Source organism: Streptomyces johnsoniae, assembly GCF_031845565.1.
Classification (GTDB): Bacteria; Actinomycetota; Actinomycetes; order Streptomycetales; family Streptomycetaceae; genus Streptomyces; species Streptomyces johnsoniae.
The window spans coordinates 224,083-243,106 of sequence record NZ_JAVREV010000002.1 but is presented as its reverse complement, the minus strand read 5'-3'; the positions used below and the strand labels follow the sequence as shown (position 1 = coordinate 243,106).

Below are 19,024 nucleotides of genomic sequence, written 5' to 3'. Positions count from 1 at the left end.
ACGGGACGCTTCGTTAGTTGCGTCCGGGTACCCAGCGCCCGCACCGCCATGCGGCGCACGGCCCGTTCCGGCCACCCGGGGCGCACGCGTCCCTGGTGACGAGCCCGCCCGGCCCGGGTAGGTTGCCGGTCAGCGCCTCCCCGTCCGGCGGGGGACCCGGCCCGTCCGGGGAGCGGAACGGACAGGGCAGGTCTTGACAGGGGGCGGGGCACATGCGCAGGGGCGGCAGCGGCGGGCGAAGCGGCGCCGGGCACCCAGGGGGCCCGGCCGGCCCCCGGGGCGCCGGGCGCACGCGGGGCGTGCCACCGGCCGTCAAGCGCTGGATCGCCCACCGGCGCAACACCGAGCTGGCGATGGTGCTCTTCGCCGTCGCCATCGTGACGTTCGGGCACGCGGCCGCCGGTCTGGCCATGTACGAACGGGTGCCGTCCGGGCTGCCCGCGCACGCGGCGCTGCTGGGCGGCACCGCCCTGGCCGCGCACCTGGCCGTGCGACGCTTCGCCCGGCACGCCGACCCGCTGATCCTGCCCGTCACGGTGCTGCTCAGCGGCCTCGGCCTGGTCCTGCTCGACCGCCTCGACCAGGCTTACGCGGCGCACTACCCGCCGGACAACTACCAGTCCGCGCCCGCCGCGCCCGACCAGGTGGTCTGGACCCTCGTCGGCGCCGCGCTGTGCGTCGCCACCCTGATCGTTCTGCGCCATCACCGGGTCCTGGCGCGCTACACCTACCTGGGCATGGCGCTGGCCATGCTGCTGCTGATGGCCCCGGCGCTGTTCGGCGCCGACCAGTTCGGCGCGAAGCGCTGGATCACGCTGGGGCCGCTGTCCGTGCAGCCGGGAGAGTTCGTCAAGGTCATGATCGTCGTGTTCTTCGCCAGCTACCTCATGGCGAACCGCGACGCCCTGGCCCTCACCGGCCGCCGTTTCCTCGGCCTCGCGCTGCCCCGCGGGCGCAATGCGGGACCGGTGCTGCTGGTGTGGGCCGTCAGCCTCGTCGTCCTCTTCTACGAACGCGACCTGGGCACCTCGCTGATCTTCTTCGGCGTGTTCGTGCTCATGCTCTACATCGCCACCGAACGCACCAGCTGGGTCCTCCTCGGCGGCCTGATGGCCGCCGCCGGCACCGCCGTGGTGGCCGCGACGCAGCAGCACGTCAAGGGGCGGGTGCAGGCGTGGCTCGACCCCATGGCGATCTTCCTCCCCGAGGACGAACGCCCGCCCGGCCTCATCTCCGACCAGTCCGCGCAGGCACTGTTCAGCTTCGGCGCGGGCGACCTCACCGGAACGGGCCTCGGCGAGGGCCACTCCTACCTCGTCGGGTTCGCGGGCCGCAGCGACTTCATCCTCGCCAGCGTGGGCGAGGAGCTGGGCCTGGCCGGTGTGACGGCCGTCATCCTGCTGTACGCGCTGCTCATCCAGCGCGGCATCAAGGCGGCGATCTCCGTCACCGACCCGTTCGGCAAGCTGCTGGCCGCCGGTCTTTCCTGTGTGCTCGTGCTCCAGGTCTTCATCGTCTGCGGCGGCGTGACCGGGCTGATCCCGCTCACCGGCAAGGCGCTGCCGTTCCTGGCGCAGGGCGGCTCCTCGACGGTGGCCAACTGGCTGCTCGTCGCGCTGCTGATCCGCGTCAGCGACAGCGCGGGCAAGGCCGCCACCGAGCCGGCGGGCAACGCCACGATCCTCACCCCGGCCATCACCGACGACACCCCGCGCCCCGCGTCGTGACCCGACGCGGCGCGCCGTTCCCATCCGTTATGCGTGGAAGGACTCAGCGAACGTGAACCTCCTCGACGACGCCACCGCCCTCGCCGACGAGCTGGTGCGCCTGCGGCGCACGCTGCACGGCGTTCCCGAACTGGGCCTCGACCTGCCGCGGACCCAGGAGGCGGTGCTCGCCGCCCTCGACGGGCTGCCGCTCGACATGTCCACCGGCCACGGCCTCAGCTCCGTGACGGCCGTGCTGCGCGGCGAACGCCCCGGGCCGACCGTGCTGCTGCGCGGTGACATGGACGCGCTGCCGGTCGCCGAGCGGACCGGGCTGCCGTTCGCCGCCCCCGCCGACCGCATGCACGCCTGCGGGCACGACCTGCACACCGCGATGCTGGCGGGCGCGGCCCGGCTGCTGTCCGCGCACCGCGACCGGATCGCGGGGAACGTGCTGTTCATGTTCCAGCCGGGCGAGGAGGGCTATAACGGGGCGGGGCGCATGATCGACGAAGGGGTGCTCGAAGCAACGGGGGAGCGCCCGGTGGCCGCGTACGCCCTCCATGTGATCTCACACACCTGGGAGTCCGGGGTCTTCGCGACGCGCGGCGGGCCCGCGATGGCCGCGTCCAGCGTGCTGGACGTGACGGTTCGCGGCGCGGGCGGACACGGCTCGGCGCCGCACCGCGCGAAGGACCCGATCCCGGCCGCCTGCGAGATGGTCACGGCGCTCCAGACGTGGATCTCCCGCAGCTTCGACGTCTTCGACCCGGTGGTGCTGACCGTCGGTAAGTTCCACGCGGGCACCCAGTCCAACATCATTCCGGACACCGCCGCCTTCACCGCGACCGTCCGCAGCTTCTCGGACGAGACCCGTGCCCGGCTGCGCCGGGGCACGGTCGCCGTGTGCGAGGGCATCGCCGCGGCGCACGGGCTCGGCGTGGAGGCGCGGTTCACCGAGCAGTACCCGGTCACGGTCAACGACGCGGCCGAGGCCGCGTTCGCCGCGGACGCCGTCCGCGAGGTCCACGGGGAGGAACGTTACGCGGGCATGGACAACCCGCTCCTCGGCGCCGAGGACTTCTCCCGCGTCATCGAGGCGGTGCCCGGCGCGATGATCTTCCTCGGCGCGACCATGCCCGGCCTGCACCCCGACTCGGCCCCCACCAACCACTCCCCGCTGGCCGCCTTCGACGAGGCGGTGCTGCCGGACGGCGCCGCGCTGTACGCGGAGCTGGCCGTACGCCGCCTGGCTGTCGGCTAGCCGCTGCTGGCCGGGGGCCGCCCCCCGCCCGTTCGCCTTCCGGCCCTCGCCGTTCCGGTGTCGACCGACTGGCGGCACAGCCGGAGCGCGCCGCCGCCGCCCGCCGTACCGTGAAGCAGACGCCAACGGTACAAACCGGACGCATCGGGCGCGCGGCTGAAGGAGGGCGGCACCTATGGCGGCTGAACTGGCGGCGGACCCCGCGGACGACCCGACGGGCCCGACGGGCCCGGCGGGCCCGGCGGCCCCCGCGGGCCTGGGCACCCGCATCGGTCCCGGGCTTCGCGAAGCCGAGGCCGAGGCCCACGTCCGTGCCGCCTGCTTCACCACCGGGCCGCCCGTCCGGACCGGCATCGAGCTCGAATGGCTGATCCGCGACGCCCGCGACCCGGCGCGCCTCCCCACCGCCGGGGCGCTCGACGCGGCCCTCGCGCCGCTGGCCGCGCCGGGCGCGCTGCCCGGCGGCGGCCGCCTCACCCGCGAACCCGGCGGCCAGATCGAGCTGAGCAGCGCCCCCGCCACCTCCCTGGCCGCCTGCCTCGGCGCCGCCACAACCGACGTGAGCCACCTGCGCCGGCACCTCGCCGACACCGGCCTCACCCCCGTCGGCCTCGGCCTCGACCCGCACCACGCTCCGCCCCGGCTGCTCGACCACCCCCGCTACCGGGCCATGGAAGGCTACTTCGACCGCTTCGGCCCCGCCGGCCGGGTCATGATGCGCGCCACCGCCGCCGTCCAGATCAGCGTCGACGCCGGCGACGAGACCGGCGGCCTCACCGGCTACCGCCGCCGCTGGCAGCTCGCCCACCGGCTCGGCCCCGTCCTCGTCGCCGCATTCGCCAACTCACCGCTGTGGCGCGGGCGCCCCACCGGCTGGGCCTCCACCCGCCAGGCCCTGTGGGCCCGCATCGACCCCGGGCGCACCCGCCCGCCCGAGACCGACACGGCGGGCGAGCCCGACCCGCGCGCCGCCTGGACCAGGTACGCGCTCGACGCCGCGCTGCTGTGCGTCCGCCGCACGCCGCCCGCCGCGTGGACGGCGCCGGCCGGGCGGACGTTCCGCTCCTGGCTGCGCGGCCCTTACGGTGAACGCCCGCCCCGCCTCGCCGACCTCGACTACCACCTCGGCACCCTCTTCCCGCCCGTCCGCCCCCGCGGCTGGCTGGAACTGCGCATGATCGACGCCCAGCCGGGCGACGACTGGACCGTCCCGCTCGCCGTCGCCCGCACCCTGCTGGACGACCCGGCCGCCGCCGACGCCGCGTTCGCCGCCACCGAACCCCTCACCGGCGGCCGCCCCCTGCCCCGCCCCGACCTGTGGCTGCGCGCCGCGCGCCTCGGCCCCGCCGACCCGCCGCTCGGCGCCGCGGCCCGCGCCTGCTTCGCCGCCGTCGACGACGCCCTGGCGCGCGACCCGGCGTGCGCCGCCGTGCGGCGCGCCGTCGCCGACTTCGCCGACCGCTACCCCGACCGCGGCCGGTGCCCCGCCGACGACCAGCTCGAAGGAGCCAGGCGATGAGTGAGGACACTCTCATCCCCGAAGCCACCGCCGTCCCCGTCCGGGAACGCGCCCGCATCGCCCTGTCCGCCGCCCGCCGCCGCACCCTCGCCCTCACCGACTGCCTGCCCGATGGCGAACTCACGGCCCAGCACTCGCCGTTGATGTCCCCCCTCGTCTGGGACCTGGCGCACATCGCCAACCAGGAAGAAATCTGGCTGCTGCGCCGCGCCGGCGGCCGGCCCCCGCTGCGCCCCGAACTCGACGCGCTCTACGACGCGTTCCGGCACTCGCGCGCCGACCGCACCGCGCTGCCGCTGCTCACCCCGGCCCAGGCCCGCCGCTACCTCGCCACCGTCCGCGACCACGCCCTCGACGTCCTCGCCGCCACCCCGCACCCGGGCGACGGCTTCCTCTTCGGCATGGTCGCCCAGCACGAGCAGCAGCACGACGAGACGATGCTCGCCACCCACCAGCTGCGCCGCGGCCCCGCCGTGCTGAACGCCCCCGCCCCGCCGCCCGCCCCGCCGCCTGCCCCCGGTGACATGCTGGCCGCCGAAGTCCCCGTCCCCGGCGGCCCGTTCACCATGGGTACCGACACCGACCCCTGGGCGCTCGACAACGAACGCCCCGCACACGTCGTGGACGTGCCCGCGTTCCGGCTGGACACCGCGCCCGTCACCAACGCCGCGTACCAGGCGTTCATCGCCGACGGCGGCTACGACGACCCCCGCTGGTGGCACCCCGACGGCTGGCTGCACCGCACCCGCGCCCGGCTCACCGCCCCCGCGTTCTGGCGCCGCGACGGCAGCACCTGGCTGCGCCGCCGCTTCGGGCACACCGAGCCCGTTCCACCCGCGGAACCCGTTCTGCACGTCAGCTGGTACGAGGCCGACGCGTACGCCCGCTGGGCCGGGCGACGGCTGCCGACCGAAGCCGAATGGGAGAAGGCCGCCCGCCACGACCCCGCCACCGGCCGCTCCCGCCGCCTGCCCTGGGGCGACGACACCACGACCGGGCCCGCCCACGCCAACCTCGGCCAGCAGCACCTCCAGCCCGCCCCCGCCGGCGCCTACCCGGCCGGCGCCGCGCCCTGCGGCGCACGGCAGCTGCTCGGCGACGTGTGGGAATGGACGGCGAGCGACTTCACCGGCTACCCCGGCTTCGCGGCCCACCCCTACCGCGAGTACAGCGAAGTGTTCCTCGGCGACCGGTACAAGGTGCTGCGCGGCGGGTCGTTCGCCACCGACCAGGTCGCCTGCCGCGCCACGTTCCGCAACTGGGACCTGCCCGTGCGGCGGCAGATCTTCGCCGGGTTCCGCACCTGCCGCACCGAGGAACCCACCGAGGAGCCCGGCTGATGTGCCGCCACCTCGCCTACCTCGGCCCGGCCAGACCGCTGGCCGAAGTCCTCACCGACCCGCCCCACAGCCTCTACCGGCAGTCCTGGACGCCCTCGGTCAACGCCGACGGGTTCGGCGTCGGCTGGTACCCGCCCGAGAACGGCGCGGGACCCGTCCGCTACCGGCGCGCCGTTCCCATCTGGTCCGACGCCAACCTGCCGGGCCTCGCCGCCGTCCTGCGCAGCGGCGCCGTGCTCGCCGCCGTCCGCTCCGCCACCCCCGGCACCAGCCACGACGAGGCCGCCTCGGCCCCGTTCGCGCTCGGGCGCTGGCTGTTCAGCCACAACGGGGCCGTGCCCCGCTGGGAACTGCTGCCCGCCGACACCGGCGAACCGCTGACCGCCGCGGAGCTCCTCGGCCTCGACGCGCGCAGCGACTCCGCGCTGCTGTGGGCCATGACCGGCCGCCGCCTGACCGCCGGGCTGCCGCCCGGCGAGGCCCTGGCCGACATCGTGCGCACCACCGCCGCCGCACGGCCCGACGCCCGGCTCAACCTGCTCCTCACCGACGGCAGCACCATCGCCGCCACCCGCCACGGCGACACCCTCTGGTACCGCCGCCGCGACGAAACCGAAGTGACCGTCGCCTCCTCGCCCGTTCCCGGCGAACGCGGCTGGCACGAGGTCCCGGAACACTCCCTGCTCCTCGCCGGCCGCACCACCACCGACGTCGAACCACTGTGAAGGGACGCCCCATGCGCATCACCGTCGACCGCCGCCTGCCCGCCGACCACGCCGCCCGCGCCCTGCGCGCCGATGCCGAGAGCGCCCTGACCGGCCGCCCCAAGAGACTGCCGCCCAAATGGTTCTACGACGAGCACGGCAGCACCCTCTTCGACCGCATCACGCGCCTCCCCGAGTACTACCTGACCCGCGCGGAACGCCAGATACTCAACGCCCGCGCCGAAGAGATCGCCCGGCTCACCGATGCCAGAACCCTCGTCGAACTCGGCTCCGGCACCTCCGCCAAGACCCGCGTGCTGCTCGACGCCCTCACCGCCGCCGGAACCCTGAAGCAGTACGCGCCCGTCGACGTCAGCGACACCACCCTCGACCGCGCCGCCGAGGCCATCAGCCGCGACTACCCCGGCCTGCGCGTGGCCGCCACGGTCGCCGACTTCGAAACGGACCTCCCGCTGCCGGAACCGGGCCCGCGCCTCGTCGCGTTCCTCGGCTCCACCATCGGCAACCTCGACACCGAACAGCGCGCCGCGTTCCTCACCCGCCTCCGCGCCGCCCTCACCGGCGAAGGCGACGCCCTGCTGCTCGGCGTCGACCTCGTGAAGAGCCCCACCACCCTGATCCGCGCCTACGACGACGACCAGGGTGTGACCGCGGCGTTCGACAAGAACGTGCTGCGCGTCCTGAACCGCGAACTCGGCGCGGGCTTCGACCTCGGCGCCTTCGACCACAAGGCGCTGTGGAACGCGGAGGCCGAGCGCATCGAGATGCGCCTGCGCGCCCGCGTGGCCCACAGCGTCGAGATCCCGGCCCTCGGCCTGACCGCGGACTTCGCCCGCGGCGAGGATCTGCGCACGGAGATCTCCGTGAAGTTCCGCCGCGAACCGCTGACCGAAGAACTCACCCGCGCCGCGTTCACGGTCCCCCACTGGTGGCCCGACCCCCAATCCCGCTTCGCCCTCCTCCTGGCCACCCCCGTCTGAACCCCCGACGCCCGAAACCCGGTACGCTAACCCCCGGCAGCGCCTCAGCCTCAGTAGCTCAGGGGATAGAGCACCGCTCTCCTAAAGCGGGTGTCGCAGGTTCGAATCCTGCCTGGGGCACAGGGGCGAACGCCCCGGATCGGGTCTGGTCCGGGGCGTTCTGCATGCCGGGAGGCGCGAGAGCTGTTCGACCGCGTTGTGGAAGGGCTGAGGCTCGGTATCGAGCTTGCCGCGGACCGGGCGGCGGCCACACTGTGGATGACACCGTTCCGGCGGACTCGCACGGTCACCACGCAGCATGGAGGAAGGCACAGTGAAGCGCATCGGCATCATAGGGGTGGGCGAGCTCGGGCGGGCTCTCGTGACGGGGCTGTGTGGCGGGGGTGACGGGTCGCCTGAGGTGTTTCTCTCTCCTCGGGGGGCCCGCGCGGCCGCGGAGCTTTCCGGGCGTTACGAGGGCGTGCAGGTGTGCGCCGGCAATCAGGCGGTCGTGGACCGTTCCGAGATGGTGCTCATCGCCGTTCGCCGCCAGGACCGGCACGAAGCGCTCGCCGGCCTGCGGGTGGACGATGACAAGGTCGTGGTCAACGTGATGGCCGGTGTCGGCAACGACGACCTGCGCCGGACGCTGGCCACCGACGCCCCGCTGGTGCGGGCCATTCCCCTGCCCGATGTGGCCGAACGCCGCTGCGTCACGGTCACGTACCCGTCGCATCCGGTGGTGGACCCGTTCTTCGAGTACCTGGGCGGGGTGCTCCCGGTCGCGGACGAGGCGGCGTTCAACGTCTTCTCCGCACTGACGGGAACGCTGACCACCCACTACTCGTACCTCGCCACCCTCACGTCGTGGGCCATCGACCAGGGCATCGCCTCCGACGACGCGGACCGCTACGTGCGCGGCCTCTTCCAGGGGGCCGGCCGTGCCCTGAGCGATGAGGCCCGCTCCCTGCACCAGCTCGCGGCCAACCACGAGACGCCGAACGGGAACAACGAACGCATCCGCACCACCTGGTTCGACCCGGCCAACTCCGCAGCCCTCGCCAAGGCCCTCGACGATCTCCTCGCCGACCTGAAACGGCCCAGGTAAAGCAGGTGGCGGGCGGGGGCGTCAGGTCCGCGCGGGGCGGGAGGTGTCCAGGGCCAGGTGTGCTGCCAGGGTGGCGAGCACGGTGCCCATGACGTACCGCTGGGCGCGCAGCCAGCCGGGGCGTCGTGCGAGGAACGCGGCGATCGCGCCCGCGGCCAGCACGAACGTGCCGTTCACGGCCACCCCGATGAGCACCTGGACGCCGCCGAGGAGGAAGCCCTGCGCCATGGCGTTCCCGGCCTCCGGGTCCACGAACTGGGGGATGAGGGACAGGTACATGAGGGCGATCTTCGGGTTGAGCAGGCAGGTCATCAACCCCATGGTGAACAGCCGGCGCGAGGATTCGCCCGGCAGCTCCTGCCGGGCGAACACCGCTGCCCCGCCCGGTCGCAGCGCCTGCCACGCCAGCCACGCGAGATAGCCGGCACCGGCCAGCTTCACGGCAAGGTACAGACCGGGAACGACGGTGAAGACGGCCGACAGGCCGAGGTTCGCCGCCGTCAGGTAGATCAGGAAGCCGACGGCCACGCCGCTCAGCGACACAAGACCGGCGCTCCGGCCCTGGGTGATGCTGCGCGACACGAGGTAGATCATGTTGGGCCCGGGCGTCAGCACCATCCCGAGGGCGACTGCTGCGACACCGGCTACCGCGCCTGCTGTGATCATCTGTTCAGAATCGCTGACGCCTGCCGTGGCGCACCAGTTAATTCTTCTGGGGTCGATTCATAAGCGGACCTGAACGGTGGCGGGACGTTTCGGCAGGTGCCGCGCGGGTTATTCGGAGGGGCCAGGCCGTCCAGAGGGAAAGGAGGCCGCAGTCATGTTGAGAGCCATAGCGGACATCTTCCGGGCGATCGGCGGTGCCGTTGCCACGGTGGTGTCATTGCCGTTCCGGCTCGTCGCCCGGCTTTTCGGGGGCGCTTCCGACACCGCGCACCGGCGGCACTGACCGGCAACACTGACCGGCGGTGCGGGTCAGGCGCCGGTGCGGTTGTATTCCTCGACCCGGTCGGGGGGCGGGCAGGGCTCGACGCCCGCCTCGTGCACCTGGGCGGTGAGCTGGGCGACGTGGCGGGCGAAGGCCCGCACCAGCGTTTCCAGGCCGAGCAGCCGCCGGCGCAGCCGGTCGTTCTCCGTGTCGACCCGCTCCACGCTGGCTTTGAAGACCGCCAGGTCCGCCAGCCGGTCCTCGGGGCCGACGGCGGTCTCGGCGGCCTTCCGGTGCGCGTCGGCGGTCATGCCCGCCGCGGTGCGCGTCGCCCTGGCCGCATACCAGCTGCCGACCGCCGCGGCCAGCGGGCCGCCCACGGCCGCCATGGCCGTCCACAGCACACTCATCCCCGCGCGCCCTTTCCCGCGGTGTCCGGCGCGGGCACCGCGTACTCCGGCATGGCCGACGCCCACAGGCACACCCCGACGTGGGTGGTCGCGTAGTAGACCGCGACCCACAGCCCCTGCCCGTACGAGCCGGAGAACGCGCCGGCCACGTAGGCCGCCGTCCACACCGTGGGCGGCGTCAGCAGGGCGGCGAACCCGGTCCAGTCGCCCCCGATCCGCACGCACGCGGCCACGGCGGCGACCGCGCCCGCCGCGATCCACAGCCAGGCCCACGCGTGCAGCGGGGCGGCGTCGGTGAGGAGGGCGAGGCCGCGCGGATTGGGCATGGGGTCGAGCAGGTACTGGAGGCCCCAGACCAGCTCCCCCAGGCCCACGACGAGCAGGAACGTGCCGCGGCGGCCGACGCGGACCCGCACCCGCCGCGCCGTCGCACTGTCCTGGCCGGGGAACGGGGTCAACGCGTACCTCCCTTGGCGTCCGGTGCCCGGGAGATACCCGCGCCGGGCCGCAACCGCGCAGCGGCGGCCGGGGATTACCTCGAACGTGTGCCGGGGAGCAGACCGGGGGACCGGTGGACCGGGGGACGGGGGACCGGTGTACCGGGGGACGGGGGACCGGTGCCCGGCGTTGGCCTGGTGTTCGCCGCGTGTTGGGGCGTGGGGCATCGGAGACCGGTGGCAGCCGGACCATACTGCGGGCCGTCGGACGAGGGAACGTGGAGGTATTCGTCATGACGGACATGCACCAGGCGCGCGGAGCGCGAGGCGAAGCGCGGGAGGGGCGCGCCACCGGGCGGCGCGCCGTGCTGCGGGGCGGGGCCGCCGCGGCGGCCGGGCTCGCGGTGCCGGGAATCGTCGCGGGGGCCGCCCCGGCGTTCGCGCTGTCCGGGCGCCCGGCGGCGCGCTGGGGCGTGCAGGCCGGTGACGTCACCGCCTCCTCGGGACTGGTGTGGGTGCGTTCCGACCGGCCGGCCCGCATGATCGTCGAGACCTCGGCGACCGAGTCGTTCCGCCGCCCGCGCCGCTGGTACGGGCCGCTGCTCGGTCCCGGCACCGACCACACGGGCACCACCGCGCTGCACGGCCTGCCGCCGGGGGAGCAGGTCCACTACCGGGTGCTCCTGGCCGACCCGCACGATCCGCGCCGCACGGGCGAGCCGGTGGCGGGCACGTTCCGTACCGCGCCCGCGCGGCGGCGCGACGGGGTGCGCTTCGTGTGGTCGGGCGACCTGGCGGGGCAGGGCTGGGGTATCAACCCGGGGCTCGGCGGCTACCGCGCGTTCGCCGAGATGCGCCGCCGCGACCCGGACTTCTTCCTCTTCAGCGGCGACACCGTCTACGCCGACGGGCCGATCGAGGAGAGCGTCACCCTGCCGGACGGCAGCGTGTACCACAACGTGACGACGCCGGAGAAGCGGAAGGTCGCCGAGACGCTCGACGAGTACCGCGGCAATTTCCGCTACAACCTGCTCGACGAGAATCTGCGCCGCTTCAACGCGCAGGTGCCGGCCATCGTGCAGTGGGACGACCACGAGGTCACCAACAACTGGTACCCGGGGGAGATCCTGGCCGACGACCGCTACACCGAGAAGTCCGTGGACGTGCTCGCCGGGCGCGCCCGGCAGGCGTTCGCGGAGTACTTCCCGATCTCCACGCTGCGTCCCGGGCGCCGCGAGGGCCGCGTGCACCGGGTGGTGCGCCACGGCCCGCTGCTCGACGTCTTCGTCCTCGACATGCGGACGTTCCGGAACGCCAACTCGCCAGGACGGCAGCCCGACGACGCCCAGGGCATTCTGGGTCGCGAGCAACTGGACTGGCTGAAGCGGGAGCTGAGCCGTTCCCGCGCGGTGTGGAAGGTGATCGCCGCCGACATGCCGATCGGTCTGGTCGTGCCGGACGGCGAGTCGGACATCGAGGCCATCGCCAACGGCGACCCGGGCGCCCCGCTGGGCCGGGAGCTCCAGATCGCGGAGCTGCTGCGCTTCATCAAGCGCCGGCGCATCACGGGAACGGTGTGGCTGACCGCGGACGTGCACTACACCTCGGCGCAGCACTACCGGCCGGAGCTGGCGGCGTTCGGCGACTTCGAGCCGTTCTGGGAGTTCGTCAGCGGCCCGCTGAACGCGGGCGCGTTCCCGGCGAACGCGCTGGACGGAACGTTCGGCCCGGACCGCGTGTTCGTGAAGGCGCCGGAGGCGTCGAACGTGTCGCCCGCCGAGGGCTACCAGTTCTACGGCGAGGTCGAGATCGACGGCGACGGCGGTGAACTGACCGTGCGGCTGCGGGAGGTGGACGGTCCCGTGCTGTTCTCCAAGACCCTTCAGCCGGGCCGCGTCGGCCAGTAGCGGCGCCCGCCAGGGGGCCGAACCGGGCATACCCGGCCGTTCCCGGGCGCGGGTCGGTCCGGCGGGGCACCGCCGGGCCGATCATGACCGCATGGCAGATGACCCGGACAGCGCCGGCGAGCCGCTCGGCGGCGCGGGGCGGCTCACCACCGCTTCGCCCGGCGGGCGGCGGGTGCTCGGCAGCGCGGTGCTCGGCTCCGGCATGGCGATGCTGGACAGCACGATCGTCACCGTGGCCCTCCCGCGCATCGGCGCGGACTTCGACGTGCCGATCTCCGATCTCCAGTGGATTCTGAACGCCTACATGCTGACGCTCGCCGGGCTGATCCTGCTCGGCGGCGGGCTCGGCGACCGGTTCGGCCGCAGGCGGGTCTTCGTGTGGGGCGTCGTGTGGTTCACTGTCGCGTCCGTGCTGTGCGGTCTCGCGCCGTCGGCGCCGCTGCTGATCGCGGCGCGGGCGCTCCAGGGCGTGGGCGGGGCGCTGCTGACGCCGGGTTCGCTCGCGCTGATCCAGTCCTCGTTCGACCCGGACCAGCGCGCGAAGGCCGTCGGCCTGTGGTCGGGGCTCGGCGGCGTGGCGACCGCGTTCGGCCCCTTCCTCGGCGGGTGGCTGGTCGACGGGCCCGGCTGGCGCTGGATCTTCCTCATCAACGTGCCGATCGCGGCGGCCGTGCTGCTGCTGACGCGTGCGGTGCCGGAGAGCAGGGACTGGACGGCGGGGGGCCGGTTCGACGTGCCGGGCGCGGCGCTCGCGGCCCTGTCGCTGGGCGGCATCACCTACGCGCTGATCAACGCCCCCGCGTTCGCCGCGCTCGCGGGCGGGGTGGCGCTCGGCGCGGCGTTCGTGTGGTGGGAACGGCGCGCGCCGCGGCCGATGCTGCCGCTCGGAGTGTTCAGATCGCGGCTGTTCACGGCGGCGAACCTGGTGACGCTGTGCCTGTACGCGGCGATCGGCGGCATCTTCTTCCTGCTGCCCACCCAGCTCCAGAACGGGCTCGGCTACGACGCGCTGACCGCGGGCATCGCCTCGCTGCCGGTGACGCTGCTGCTGACGGTCCTGTCCGGCCCCGCGGGTGCGCTCTCGCACCGGATCGGGCCGCGGCTGCCGCTGACGCTCGGCCCGCTGGTCGCGGCGGCCGGTCTCGTGCTGCTGTACCGGGTGCACCCGGGCGGCTCGTACTGGACGGACGTGTTTCCCGGCGTCGTCGTGCAGGGCCTGGGGATGGCCCTGTTCGTGGCGCCGCTGACGGCGACCGTGCTGGCGTCCGTCGAGGTCAGGCGGGCGGGCGTGGCCAGCGGCGTGAACAACGCGGCGGCGCGCGTCGCGCAGCTGGTCGCCGTGGCGGCGCTGCCGCTGGCGATCGGCCTGTCCACGGACGAGTACCGCTCGGCCGAGGCCGTCGACCGGGCGTTCGGCAAGGCGGTGCTGCTGTGCGCCGGGCTGATGGTGCTCGGCGCGGTCATCGCCTGGTTCACGGTGCCGGGACGGCTGCTGCCGCACGCCCCGGCGCCGCAGTGCACGCGGCACTGCGCGGTCGGCGCCCCGCCGCTCGAACCGGGCGGGCACCGTCGTGGGAACGGCTCATCAGCGCAGGCGGGGAGCGGTGCACCGGGTGATAGTTGACGCATGACGTCGCCCCCCGCCGGGCAGCCGGCCCGGCCGCCCGCGCCCGCGGGGGCGGTGGTCGCGGGGGCGGCCGGTGAGGTGGTCAGGGCGCGGCTGTGGACGCGCGACTTCGGCCTGTTCTTCACGGCGCGCGGCATCGCGAAGCTCGGCGACATGATGCTGCCGGTCGCGCTGGCCGCGGGCCTGGTCCAGCACGGCGGCGGCGCGGGCGCGGTGGGCCTGGCGATGGCGTCGTTCACCGGCTGTTTCGCGGGCTTCGTGGTGTTCGGTGGCGTCATCGCGGACCGCTTCGAGGCGCGGGCGCTGATGGTCGGCGCCGACGTGGTGCGGATCGGCACCGAGGCGCTGGCCGCCGTGCTGTTCTTCACCGGCCACGTCGTGCTGTGGCAGGTGTGCGTGATCGGCGCGGTCAACGGGGTGTGCGCCGCGATGTTCCAGCCGGGCGTGGCGAGCACCGTGCCGCGCCTCGCGCACGACGTACAGGCCGCGAACGGCGCCATCCGTACGGCCGAGTCCTGCATGGCGGTACTGGGTCCCGCGGCGGCCGGCGTACTGGTCGGCTGGACGTCCGCGGGCTGCGTGTTCGCCGCGCACGCCGGAACGTACCTGCTCAGCGCCCTGTGCCTGCTGCTGCTCCGGCTGCCGGAGCGGCCGGTGCGGCCCGCGGCGGGGACGTTCCGTGCGGATCTGGCGGAGGGCTGGCGGGAGTTCCGGGCCAGGACCTGGATGTGGGGGGCCATTGTCGTCTGGATGATCCTCATGGGCGCGGCGTGGGGCCCGTCCGTTCCGCTGGTGGCGACCGAGGTCATCACGGCGCACGGCGACGGCACGTACGGCCTCGTGAACTCGGCGCTCGGCGCGGGCATGGCCGTCGGCGGGCTGCTGGCCATGCGCATCAGGCCGCGGCACCCGCTGCGCGCGGGGGCCATCGCGCTGTTCGGCTTCTTCCTCCAGCCGGTGACGGTCGGCGCGGGGCTCGGCGTGGCGGCGATCGTCGCGGGCTTCGTGGTGGCGGGCGCGGCGATGGCGTTCTGGAGCGTGATGTGGGCGACGAGCATCCAGACGCAGGTGCCGGGGGCCGTGCTCAACCGCATCCACGCCTACGAGGTGGCCGGTTCCGTGGTGATGATGCCGGTCGGCCAGGCGCTGGCCGGCCCGGCCGCCGGTCTCTTCGGCGCGTCCCAGGTGCTGCTGGCGGCGGGCGCGGTGTCGCTGGCGGCGAGCGCGGCGCTGCTGGCGATCCCGGCGGTCCGCGACCTCGCGCGGGTGGATCGGCGGCCCCTGGCGCGGCACGCCTGACGGCCTGACGGCCCGCGGGGGCCGGGCGCGGGCCCGGCGGCTCAGGAGCCGAGCGGGCAGGGCAGGGCGGGGTCGGTGCCGTTGGGGGAACAGCCGATGACGTCGAGGGTCAGGAAGCCGGTGCCGCGCAGGTACCACCCGGCGTGCACGTCGCCGCCCGCGGCGAGGCGGGCGGCGGACCGGCCGGCGAGCGCCGGGACGGCCTGCCGTTCCCGTTCGATGGCGAACGCGGGCGCCGCGCGTTCGCTCTCCCGCCGGAACCACGCGGCCGCCTCGGCCGCGGTGCCGCAGGTACGGGCGACGGCGGCGGCGGGTCGCAGCAGCCAGTCGCTGATGCGGAGCGGGGTGCAGGGGTTGGCGAGGAACCCGGGCGCGGGCGGTGCGCCCGGCGCGGCCGCGGGCCGCCGGTCGGCCTCCTGGTCGAAGACGCGGCGTTCGCCTTGCCAGTGGTAGGCGTGGAAGTGCGCGGGCCCCATGGTCCATGGTTCGACGCCCGCGCGGCCCCGCTGAACGGCCAGGGCGGTGACGCGGCGCGGTGGCGCGGTGCCGCGGTGCCGCGCCGGGCGGCGCTCAGCGCCGCGTGACCAGGCGGCGGCGCCCGTTCAGGCGGGCGGCCCCGCGCGGCCTGTCCGGTTCCGCGGGTCGGCGGGTATGCGACCGGCCGCTCGCGGGCAGGGAGTGCATGCGGAACCAGGACGGCACGGCGAGACGGGGCGAGGGCATGAGGGCGCGGTTTCCGGCGGCGGTGGTGGCGGTGGTGTCGGCGGCGGTGCTGACGGCGGGCGGCTGCGGCGCGGCCGGTACGGAGGACGCGGACGGCGCGGACGGCGCGGCGGGCACGGGCGGCACGAGCGGGGCGCCCCAGGAGAGCGGCACGCGGCTGCCAGGACTGCCCGACGCGGCCACCGCCGCCGACCGGCTGGCGGCACTCACCGTGGCCGAGCCGCGCGCCATGACCGGCTACTCGCGCGACCGCTTCCCGCACTGGGACAGCGCGGACGGCTGCACCGTGCGGCAGACCGTGCTGCGCCGCGACGGCGAGGACGTCACCGTGGACGACGACTGCCGCCCGGTGTCGGGCACCTGGTTCAGCGCCTACGACGGCGAGGAGTACACGGACGACGGGGACATCGACATCGACCACGTGGTCCCGCTGGCCAACGCATGGCGCTCCGGCGCCGACGCGTGGACCGACGACGAGCGCAGCGCGTTCGCCAACGACCTGGCGCAGCCGCAGCTCATCGCCGTCGGCAGCGGCGTGAACCGGGAGAAGGGCGACCAGTCGCCGGACGCCTGGCTGCCGCCCGCCGAGGAGTTCGGCTGCACCTACGCCCTGGCCTGGACGACGGTCAAGCACGCCTACGAGCTGACCGTGACCACCGCGGAACGCGACCGGCTGGCCGGCCTGCTCGACACCTGCGGGTGACGCGGGCGGCGCGGGCGGCGCCCGCGGTGCTGCATCATCCTGGGGTGGACGATTTCGGCACGAGCGGACGCATGACCTTCGAGGCGAGGCACAGCCGCATGCGGGGCTGGTACGTCGTGGACCCCGTGGGAAGCCTGGTGCACGTGCCGGGCGACGACGGCCGCCCGAGCGCGGCGTTCTTCGGCACGGACGAGACGGCGGCCCGCACCCTGGCCGCGCACCTCAACACCCAGCACGACATCGACGACGACCCGGCCTAGACAGGCCGGGCCGCCGGTGCCGTTCTGCCGTGCTGTGGTGCTGTGGTGCTGTGGTGCTGTCCTGTTGCCGTGCGTCGTGCTGTGCTCAGCGGGCGAACGTGCTGTCGCAGTCCATGCACTGCCACCGGCGCGGCATGCCGGTGCTCGTCACGTTGATGCTGCCGCAGCTCGGACACTTCATGTGAACTCCCCATCCGCTCGCCTGACATCACGCCTGCCACACCGGTCGGCCGCGGTCACGGCCCGCTGCCGATGCTGCGCCGGTTGGCCTGCCGGACCTTCTCGCGCAGCAGGTCGCTCGCGTTCACCTGCCGGACGTGCTCCGGGAGCACGTTCCAGACCAGCCCGCCGCGGATGGGTCTCAGTTGGTAGGTGACGCCGTCGTGGCCCACGACCACCCCCGCCCGGCCCAGCTCGGTGTCCTGCGCGAGTGCGCCCAGCTCGATGCCGGGGCCCGCGCGCCCGGAGCGTGCGCGTTCTTCGCGCGCCTGTGGTTCCTGACTGCTCGTCGCCATGAAGGCTCGCTCCCCTGCGCTCTCCAGCGCTCTCCGTGGTGAGACGGTCACCAGCATCCCGCGTGACCGGCGTTCCGGCCAGTCCGGGTACGTGGCCGATTCGGCGGAGGCAACGCAGGAGTTGGCGATCTCCGCACGCGGGTACGAGCATGGGCGCCGGTCGCGCGCTCCCCGCGCGCAGGGAGCGGGGGGACCACCGGGTGGTGGTCCCCCCTGCGCTCACAGGGCGTTCGCGCGGGTGATTTCGGAGAACCAGCGGCCGCTGTCCTTCAGCGTGCGCACCTGCGTCTCGAAGTCCACGTGAACCAGGCCGAACCGCTTCGAATAGCCGTGCGCCCACTCGAAGTTGTCCAGCAGCGACCACACGAAGTAGCCGCGCAGGTCGACGCCTTCCGCGAGGGCCCGGTGCGCGGCCCTGAAGTGCTCCTCCAGGTAGCGCCGCCGGTCCTCGTCGTGAACGCGCCCCTCGCGCGTGACCTCGTCCGCGAACGCCGCGCCGTTCTCCGTCACGTACAGCGGCAGCGGACCGTACTCGCGCGAGACCCGCGTCAGCGTCTCGTACAGCCCGTCCGGGTCGATCTCCCAGCCCATCTCGGTCTGGGGCACCCCGCGCTTGACGAACTCCACGTCCTGCGAGCCCACCCAGTGCGTGGGTCCCGGCCGCGGCACGCCGGCGCGCACCACGTGGCGCGAGTAGTAATTCACGCCGAGGAAGTCGAGCGGCGCGGCGATGGTCGCCAGGTCGCCGTCCCGTACGTGCTCGGTGCCGGTGACCTCCGCGATGTCCTTCAGCACGTCGGCCGGGTAGGAGCCGCGCAGCATCGGGTCCAGGAAGAAGCGGTTCATCAGGCCATCGATGCGGCGGGCCGCGTCCCGGTCCGCCGCGCTGTCGGTGACCGCGTCCACCGGGTACAGGTTGACGGTGACGCCGACGCTGCGCGCCCCCTGGGCGCGCAGCACCTCGGCGGCGAGGCCGTGCCCGAGCATCAGGTGGTGCGCGGCGCGCACCGCGGCGGCGCCGTCGGTGCGGCCCGGCGCGTGGTGGCCGCTGGCGTAGCCGAGGAACGCGGCGCACCACGGCTCGTTCAGCGTCGTCCAGTCCTGCACCCGGTCGCCGAGGCGCTGGTGGATCAGCGCCGCGTACTCCGCGAACTTCTCCGCGGTCTCGCGGCGCGGCCAGCCGCCCGCGTCTTCGAGCACCTGCGGCAGGTCCCAGTGGTAGAGCGTCACCCAGGGCTGGATGCCGTGGTCGAGCAGGCCGTCGACGAGGCGGCTGTAGAAGTCGACGCCCGCCCCGTTGACCGGGCCGTACCCCTCGGGCTGGATGCGCGGCCAGGCGAGCGAGAACCGGTAGTGCGTCACGCCGAGGTCGGCGAGCAGCGAAATGTCCTCGGGGTAGCGGTGGTAGTGGTCGTCCGCGAGGTCACCGGTCTGGTTGCGGAACACCTTGCCGGGGGTGTGGGAGAAGGTGTCCCACACCGAGGGCAGCCGGCCGTCCTCGTGGACGGCCCCCTCGATCTGGTAGCTGGCGGTGGCCGTTCCCCAGGCGAAGCCCTCGGGGAACTGCTCAGGGCTCAGTTCGTTTGTCATGAGA

General features: G+C 74.3%; 20 protein-coding genes and 1 tRNA gene. 14 read left to right on the top strand and 7 right to left on the bottom strand.

Annotation, left to right across the window (positions count from 1 at the left end):
* Nucleotides 1–353 precede the first annotated feature (353 nt).
* The 8 genes from RM779_RS04175 (at nucleotide 354) to RM779_RS04140 (ending at nucleotide 8,621) form a co-directional block, all read left to right on the top strand.
* Nucleotides 354–1,727, top strand: coding sequence for an FtsW/RodA/SpoVE family cell cycle protein (locus RM779_RS04175; RefSeq protein WP_311616504.1), 1,374 nt, complete (start codon nucleotides 354–356; stop codon nucleotides 1,725–1,727).
* 52 nt (nucleotides 1,728–1,779) lie between these two features.
* Nucleotides 1,780–2,970: a M20 metallopeptidase family protein gene (locus tag RM779_RS04170; protein WP_311615896.1), complete on the top strand. Its 1,191-nt coding sequence runs from the start codon at nucleotides 1,780–1,782 to the stop codon at nucleotides 2,968–2,970.
* 175 nt (nucleotides 2,971–3,145) lie between these two features.
* Complete coding sequence (egtA, locus tag RM779_RS04165) at nucleotides 3,146–4,489, top strand: ergothioneine biosynthesis glutamate--cysteine ligase EgtA (RefSeq protein WP_311615894.1); 1,344 nt, start codon at nucleotides 3,146–3,148, stop codon at nucleotides 4,487–4,489.
* The gene (gene egtB, locus RM779_RS04160; protein ID WP_311615892.1) at nucleotides 4,486–5,829 is read left to right on the top strand and encodes an ergothioneine biosynthesis protein EgtB; all 1,344 of its coding nucleotides are present in this window, start codon (nucleotides 4,486–4,488) and stop codon (nucleotides 5,827–5,829) included. Before egtA ends, egtB begins: the two co-directional genes overlap by 4 nt.
* Complete coding sequence (egtC, locus tag RM779_RS04155; RefSeq protein ID WP_311615890.1) at nucleotides 5,829–6,554, top strand: ergothioneine biosynthesis protein EgtC; 726 nt, start codon at nucleotides 5,829–5,831, stop codon at nucleotides 6,552–6,554. Before egtB ends, egtC begins: the two co-directional genes overlap by 1 nt.
* A gap of 11 nt (nucleotides 6,555–6,565) precedes the next feature.
* A complete protein-coding gene (gene egtD, locus RM779_RS04150) occupies nucleotides 6,566–7,534 on the top strand; it encodes an L-histidine N(alpha)-methyltransferase (protein ID WP_311615888.1) in 969 nt (322 codons plus the stop codon).
* 47 nt (nucleotides 7,535–7,581) lie between these two features.
* Nucleotides 7,582–7,654 (top strand) — tRNA-Arg (locus RM779_RS04145).
* A gap of 178 nt (nucleotides 7,655–7,832) precedes the next feature.
* Nucleotides 7,833–8,621: an NAD(P)-binding domain-containing protein gene (locus tag RM779_RS04140; protein ID WP_311615886.1), complete on the top strand. Its 789-nt coding sequence runs from the start codon at nucleotides 7,833–7,835 to the stop codon at nucleotides 8,619–8,621.
* Between the two features lie 21 nt (nucleotides 8,622–8,642).
* Here the strand turns inward: RM779_RS04140 and RM779_RS04135 are convergent, their stop codons facing one another.
* On the bottom strand, nucleotides 8,643–9,287 hold the full coding sequence (locus tag RM779_RS04135) for a LysE family translocator (protein WP_311615884.1): 645 nt from the start codon (nucleotides 9,285–9,287) through the stop codon (nucleotides 8,643–8,645).
* Nucleotides 9,288–9,441: 154 nt separating this feature from the next.
* Here RM779_RS04135 and RM779_RS04130 point away from each other — a divergent pair, with 154 nt between their 5' ends.
* On the top strand, nucleotides 9,442–9,570 hold the full coding sequence (locus RM779_RS04130; protein WP_253194910.1) for an LPFR motif small protein: 129 nt from the start codon (nucleotides 9,442–9,444) through the stop codon (nucleotides 9,568–9,570).
* A 26-nt stretch (nucleotides 9,571–9,596) separates the two neighbouring features.
* Here RM779_RS04130 and RM779_RS04125 read toward each other — a convergent pair whose 3' ends face one another.
* Complete coding sequence (locus RM779_RS04125; RefSeq protein WP_311615881.1) at nucleotides 9,597–9,959, bottom strand: hypothetical protein; 363 nt, start codon at nucleotides 9,957–9,959, stop codon at nucleotides 9,597–9,599.
* The gene (locus tag RM779_RS04120) at nucleotides 9,956–10,417 is read right to left on the bottom strand and encodes a hypothetical protein (protein ID WP_311615878.1); all 462 of its coding nucleotides are present in this window, start codon (nucleotides 10,415–10,417) and stop codon (nucleotides 9,956–9,958) included. The genes RM779_RS04125 and RM779_RS04120 overlap by 4 nt, the downstream gene beginning before the upstream one ends.
* A 281-nt stretch (nucleotides 10,418–10,698) precedes the next feature.
* Between RM779_RS04120 and RM779_RS04115 the strand changes: the two genes are divergently transcribed.
* The 3 genes from RM779_RS04115 to RM779_RS04105 all read left to right on the top strand — a co-directional run bounded on the left by RM779_RS04115 (nucleotide 10,699) and on the right by RM779_RS04105 (nucleotide 15,229).
* Entirely contained in the window at nucleotides 10,699–12,303 is a 1,605-nt protein-coding gene (locus RM779_RS04115; RefSeq protein WP_311616502.1) for an alkaline phosphatase D family protein, read from the top strand.
* 91 nt (nucleotides 12,304–12,394) lie between these two features.
* Nucleotides 12,395–13,927, top strand: a complete 1,533-nt coding sequence (locus tag RM779_RS04110) for an MFS transporter (RefSeq protein ID WP_311615876.1) — start codon at nucleotides 12,395–12,397, stop codon at nucleotides 13,925–13,927.
* Nucleotides 13,928–13,930: 3 nt separating this feature from the next.
* Nucleotides 13,931–15,229, top strand: a complete 1,299-nt coding sequence (locus RM779_RS04105; protein WP_311615874.1) for an MFS transporter — start codon at nucleotides 13,931–13,933, stop codon at nucleotides 15,227–15,229.
* A gap of 41 nt (nucleotides 15,230–15,270) precedes the next feature.
* Here RM779_RS04105 and RM779_RS04100 read toward each other — a convergent pair whose 3' ends face one another.
* Nucleotides 15,271–15,705, bottom strand: a complete 435-nt coding sequence (locus tag RM779_RS04100) for a hypothetical protein (RefSeq protein WP_311615872.1) — start codon at nucleotides 15,703–15,705, stop codon at nucleotides 15,271–15,273.
* Between the two features lie 245 nt (nucleotides 15,706–15,950).
* Here RM779_RS04100 and RM779_RS04095 point away from each other — a divergent pair, with 245 nt between their 5' ends.
* Nucleotides 15,951–16,655, top strand: coding sequence for an HNH endonuclease family protein (locus tag RM779_RS04095; RefSeq protein ID WP_311615870.1), 705 nt, complete (start codon nucleotides 15,951–15,953; stop codon nucleotides 16,653–16,655).
* Between the two features lie 44 nt (nucleotides 16,656–16,699).
* Nucleotides 16,700–16,915: a hypothetical protein gene (locus RM779_RS04090; protein WP_311615868.1), complete on the top strand. Its 216-nt coding sequence runs from the start codon at nucleotides 16,700–16,702 to the stop codon at nucleotides 16,913–16,915.
* A gap of 85 nt (nucleotides 16,916–17,000) precedes the next feature.
* Here RM779_RS04090 and RM779_RS04085 read toward each other — a convergent pair whose 3' ends face one another.
* The 3 genes from RM779_RS04085 to RM779_RS04075 form a co-directional block, all read right to left on the bottom strand.
* A complete protein-coding gene (locus RM779_RS04085; RefSeq protein ID WP_079252089.1) occupies nucleotides 17,001–17,096 on the bottom strand; it encodes a hypothetical protein in 96 nt (31 codons plus the stop codon).
* A gap of 55 nt (nucleotides 17,097–17,151) precedes the next feature.
* Entirely contained in the window at nucleotides 17,152–17,430 is a 279-nt protein-coding gene (locus RM779_RS04080) for a hypothetical protein (RefSeq protein WP_253194918.1), read from the bottom strand.
* Nucleotides 17,431–17,649: 219 nt separating this feature from the next.
* Nucleotides 17,650–19,020, bottom strand: a complete 1,371-nt coding sequence (locus RM779_RS04075; protein WP_311615864.1) for a GH1 family beta-glucosidase — start codon at nucleotides 19,018–19,020, stop codon at nucleotides 17,650–17,652.
* Nucleotides 19,021–19,024: the final 4 nt, after the last annotated feature.